General features: G+C 64.1%; 3 protein-coding genes. 1 reads left to right on the top strand and 2 read right to left on the bottom strand.

Going from position 1 to position 4,369, the window contains the following annotated elements:
* A partial coding sequence (locus tag C1I93_RS28875; RefSeq protein ID WP_146603605.1) for a transposase occupies positions 1–308 on the top strand: 308 nt, incomplete at its 5' end.
* Between the two features lie 508 nt (positions 309–816).
* On the opposite strand, the gene C1I93_RS28870 is transcribed toward C1I93_RS28875, so the two are convergent.
* Positions 817–2,355 carry an AlbA family DNA-binding domain-containing protein gene (locus tag C1I93_RS28870; RefSeq protein ID WP_181445375.1) on the bottom strand — a complete coding sequence of 513 codons (1,539 nt, stop codon included), beginning with the start codon at positions 2,353–2,355 and terminating at the stop codon, positions 817–819.
* Between the two features lie 331 nt (positions 2,356–2,686).
* Positions 2,687–4,153: an ApeA N-terminal domain 1-containing protein gene (locus tag C1I93_RS28865; protein ID WP_146603604.1), complete on the bottom strand. Its 1,467-nt coding sequence runs from the start codon at positions 4,151–4,153 to the stop codon at positions 2,687–2,689.
* Between the last annotated feature and the right edge of the window lie 216 nt (positions 4,154–4,369).

The following is a 4,369-nucleotide window of genomic DNA, read 5'->3' as shown; positions in this document are numbered from 1 at the left end:
TCCGTTCCCGCCGTGGTCCCCGGCGCCGACACCCGGACAAGCTGCACGCCGACAAGGGCTACGACTACCCCCACCTGCGCCGCATGCTCCGCCAGCGCGGCATCCGCCCCCGCATCGCCCGACGCGGCATAGAGTCGGCCAACCGCCTCGGCCGACACCGGTGGGTCATCGAGCGGACCTTCGCCTGGTTCACCGGCTACCGCCGGCTGACCATCCGCTACGAACGCGATCCCGGCCTGTACTGCGCATTCGTCACCCTCGCCGCCGCCCTGACCTGCCACAAACGCTACCTCAAACTCGCCACCTGAGACACGCTCTTAGAGGACGTCTGATCCTGATTCACGTTTGCCGTTTTGAGACTCTTCCCCCTATATGGGCGGGTCAGCCGGGCGATACATGAGGGCGCCGGCCCTTGTAGCGTGCCGGCCGTTAGCAACTTGTGGACAAACTCCAGCCAGACATTCATGGCGTAGCAAAAGCGCCAAAGTTGGACGTTCGTGAATGCTGTCGTTCGGGGCAAAATTGTAATGAAACCGGCAGAAGCATCGATGGTTTTCAGTTGTGAGGGCGGGCTAATCAGGCACAATGTGAACAAGACGTCCAGTAAGAGGTCGCCGTCCGCACCGCCAAGACCGACTGCGACTCCGTTGGCCGCGCTGCCGCCGTGCCCTGGGGTCCCGGTCAAAGTTCACTGCGACGCTGATCAGAAGTTCCAGGTCGTTCCACTTGACATGCGCGCTCGTCCCCTCGGATGCCGAGGGCCTCCTTGCGTCACAAGGACCCAGCAGAGGAACTCGATGATCAACGAGGCTGGATCTAGAGGGCCACCTGCGCTGTGCTCGTCGCGTGACGGTTCAAATAGTCGAGAACATCCCGGTTGTCGGTGTAGGCGAAGCCCTCCCATCCGTCGTATTGGAAGCCTGCGCGTCGGGCTAAGCCGTCAATCCTGACCATTGCGTTGGCGACCACTTCGTCGTTGTCGTGGCCGGCGATCTGCTGGCGCATGGAGTCGTCGGTAGCCAGTTCGATGAAGATTGGTTCGGTGCGGCGGTGGTTGTAGCAGGCAAAGTGGGGCCAGTAGCTCGGGCTGCCGGAGCCGGCGGAGTCGGCGAGGAACACGATGCCGGTAAGCGCGTCGAACTGGCACAGGCTGTCGAGGATCTCGTCGTGGCCGGAGGGCAGGTCGGCATACAGCGCTGCGGTCTCGCGGACGATGTTGTGCGCCCGACCGATGATGTCGGGACTTCTGTCGTCGATCACCCGGGCTTGGTTGGCGTTCACGATGGTGTAGCGGAACCAGTTGCGGTAGTAGTCGAACTCCGCGCCTCGGATTCGCCGGTCCGCGATGTGCCGGACGGCCGGCCAGTTCTTCACCCGCACGGCCAAAGCGCCGAGCGCGTAGCCGTGGGCGGCGACAAGCAGCCGTCGTTCCAGTGCGATGGCTGGGTCGGTGGACGGCCCGGGGCGTTCGAAGATGTGGGTCAGCGCCTGCACTGCTTCGGTGAACCAAGTCTGTTCCTGGTAGGTCAGAGCCTGCGCGGCGACGCTGGTCACCCGATGCAGCAGGGTTTCGAAGTCCGGCAGATCCGGTATGGCCGCGGCATCGCTGACGGACTGCAGCAGCGCGCGACGTAGCGGGATGAGGTCCTGCCGGCGGAGAAGTTCCAGGGTCAGCTCATCGAAGGCGTCGGGGTCCAGTCGCCAGGTCATCGCGGCGGCGGGAAGTTGCTGCAGGTTGTGGGCGCTGAGTCGAACGTTGATCATCGCGGTAAGCTCGTCGCGGTACTCCGCGCGCCATTGGTCCTTGTGCCGGGCAACAATAGCCTCGATGAGGCGCTCCCGGTCATTGGGTTCCCACACCACGGACGAGGTGCCGCGTCGCACGAACACCTCACCGCGGCGGAACTCGAACCCCTTGCGCTTACCGCCTTTCGCCTGCGGGTCGTAGAGCTCGTAGTCGCCGTTGCGGCTAAAGATGTGGAAGCCCTTCGGGCTCGCGCCCACGTACAGCAGCACCATCGGGCATCCGTCGATGGTGTGCCGGGCGACGCTGAAGTCGAACGGCTCCGGTAGGTACTTGACGATCTTCGCGCGGACACGAGACTCGTCGAACAGCTGCAGATGGCGCGCCGTCAAGCCGGGCGCTGGGGCACCATTGTCTTCGGCGCCGACGACGATGTAACCACCACGCTCGTTGCTGAGCATCGCGGCGATGTCCTTCACCAAGGCGACTAGGTCATAAGTGACCGACAGGTCCGAGGATGTCTTGAAGTCCAAGCACTCGTGTTCGCCGCCTTCGTTCAGCAGTGAGCGTAGCTTCTCTTCCGATACAACCGGCTCCACGATCACGGCCATCCTGGTCTCCCTCCCACCTGTCATGCAGGGTTTCACACCCGGCAGGCAATCGCTGGGCAGCCGACTGTCGGCGTACAGCCCCGCCGGCGTACCTGCCTGTGCACTCGGTCCTGTACGCCGACACCGACCAGATCACGGCTGCCTTCACCCGGATTGCGGCGATCCCTGCCCCCGGCTGACCAGCTCAGTCCCGCCCCGACGACCGGAGGACCCAAGGAGACCACGCCCACCGCCGCGACAGACGGCCAGCCACCATGGCCCGGACCCAATCGCATCGACAACAAGCAGTCACAGACGGGGGGCGCCCGACATCAGCCGTGAACGATCGAGGCTAGGTGGGGATACTGCCCGGCTCGGCAAACCATGCCGGGTACCCTTTCTTGACGTATTCCCGTACGTTGCCCAGTTCCCATTGGCGGCTCAGGCTGCTGCGGCATTGCGCTGCGCTGAGTCCGAGCTGGCGTAGCAGCACAAGTTCGGCGAACAGCCGAGCTGAGTAGAGCATGGCAATCATCTGCTCAACCGTCTTGTCGTCCTGGGCGGGTAGCACGTGCCCGATGCCGTCGCGGATCTCCCGTAGTTGCTGGGTCCACTTGGTCTCGTTGCCGACGACCTCAGCCATGATGTGGTCGGTCTGATCGAGCAGCTCACGAATCCGGAACGCGTAGGACTTGCGATGGGCGTACGCGATCGTAGACCTAAGCCAGTCGTGGTGCTCGGGCCGTCCGGCTTGCACCGCCTCAAGGACCTCGGCGTTACGTGCCCGCTCGTCGGCGGACTTCGTCTCGTACTGCGGGCTCAGGCCGCGGTGCATCCCCTCCAGCGCCGACGCGATGGCGAACATCTGCTGCTGTAGGTACCCGCTGGATCCCGAGCGTAGCGAGAAGATCAAATCGCAGACCGTGCTCAACTGCGCTTGCAGACTGATCCAACGGGGTATGAACTCGTCAAAGTCGATGTTGGGCGGATAGCTACTGCTGTTCATGCCGAGACGCATATGCTGGCGGATTCTCGGCCGGTTCTGCTGGGCCATGTCGGTGCTGCGTCGACGGACGGTGTAGGTGGCCAACGGCCAACTACCGATGTCACCGTTCCCGTTGTCGTTGCCGACCTGCACATCGAACGCGGTGCAGGACGACCCGGTAGCCAGGGTCAGCAGCTGCTCCAGCGGGCGGATGAACCGGTGTTCCAGCTCGTCGAGCAGCTGCGGCTCGTCCAACCTCAGCTCGATGACCTCGTGGCTGGTGAAGCCGGACTCGGTCAGGTGCCCGTGGTGGGACACGGCCGTTCGGTCCAGCGTGATCTCGCACCCGGGAATCGTGGCTCGTAGTGTGGGCAGGTCGAGCAGTTCCAGCGTTTCGACCGGCCCAGCGGACGACCACCGGTAGGGCGAGCGGTTCACCCACTCGTTGAGGTTGGACAATCGGAACGAGGCGCGATTGAACCGGCAGCCCGCCGCGCTGGCCAGATGGTCGCTGCCGACCAAGACAGTGCCCGCGAACAGCACCCGCCGCATCTCGTGCTGCCCGCCAACTCGGCTGGTGAAGCTGTTGGTCTCGGAAACGCCGAGCAGAGTCAGGCAGGCGCCCATGCTTCGCCCATGCAGCACCGGAACGTCGAACCGTTCGTCGTCACGCCCGGGAGTTGGCTGAGTAGCGCTGGTGAAGTGAAGTTCAAGTTCGGGATAGTCCGTCCCGATCCGCAACGTGCCAGGGGCCGGCTTGCCGGGCTGGCCAGGCAGCCACCACTGACCAGCAAAGGTCGTCTGGTCGGAGTGCCTTACAAAAGTCAAGCGCATGTGACCCGCCTTCCTGCGACCCGAGGGGTATCGGCGCGTTCCGTGGGAATCGACTCAGTAGCCTGCCGGTTTGCTAAAGGGCGCGGTACTGAGGTTCCCCCGGTTCGCCGGAGGGTTGGTTACCTGGCGCCGGTGGGCTCAGGCTGAACGATAGCCGTCTGGTCCTGTCGGGCCTGGTGGGTGTGCCAGGCGGTTTCGTACTCGTCTGGGGATCGC

The organism is Micromonospora endophytica, from assembly GCF_003236305.1.
Taxonomy (GTDB): Bacteria; Actinomycetota; Actinomycetes; order Mycobacteriales; family Micromonosporaceae; genus Micromonospora; species Micromonospora endophytica.
This window is presented reverse-complemented; position numbering and strand designations above follow the sequence as displayed.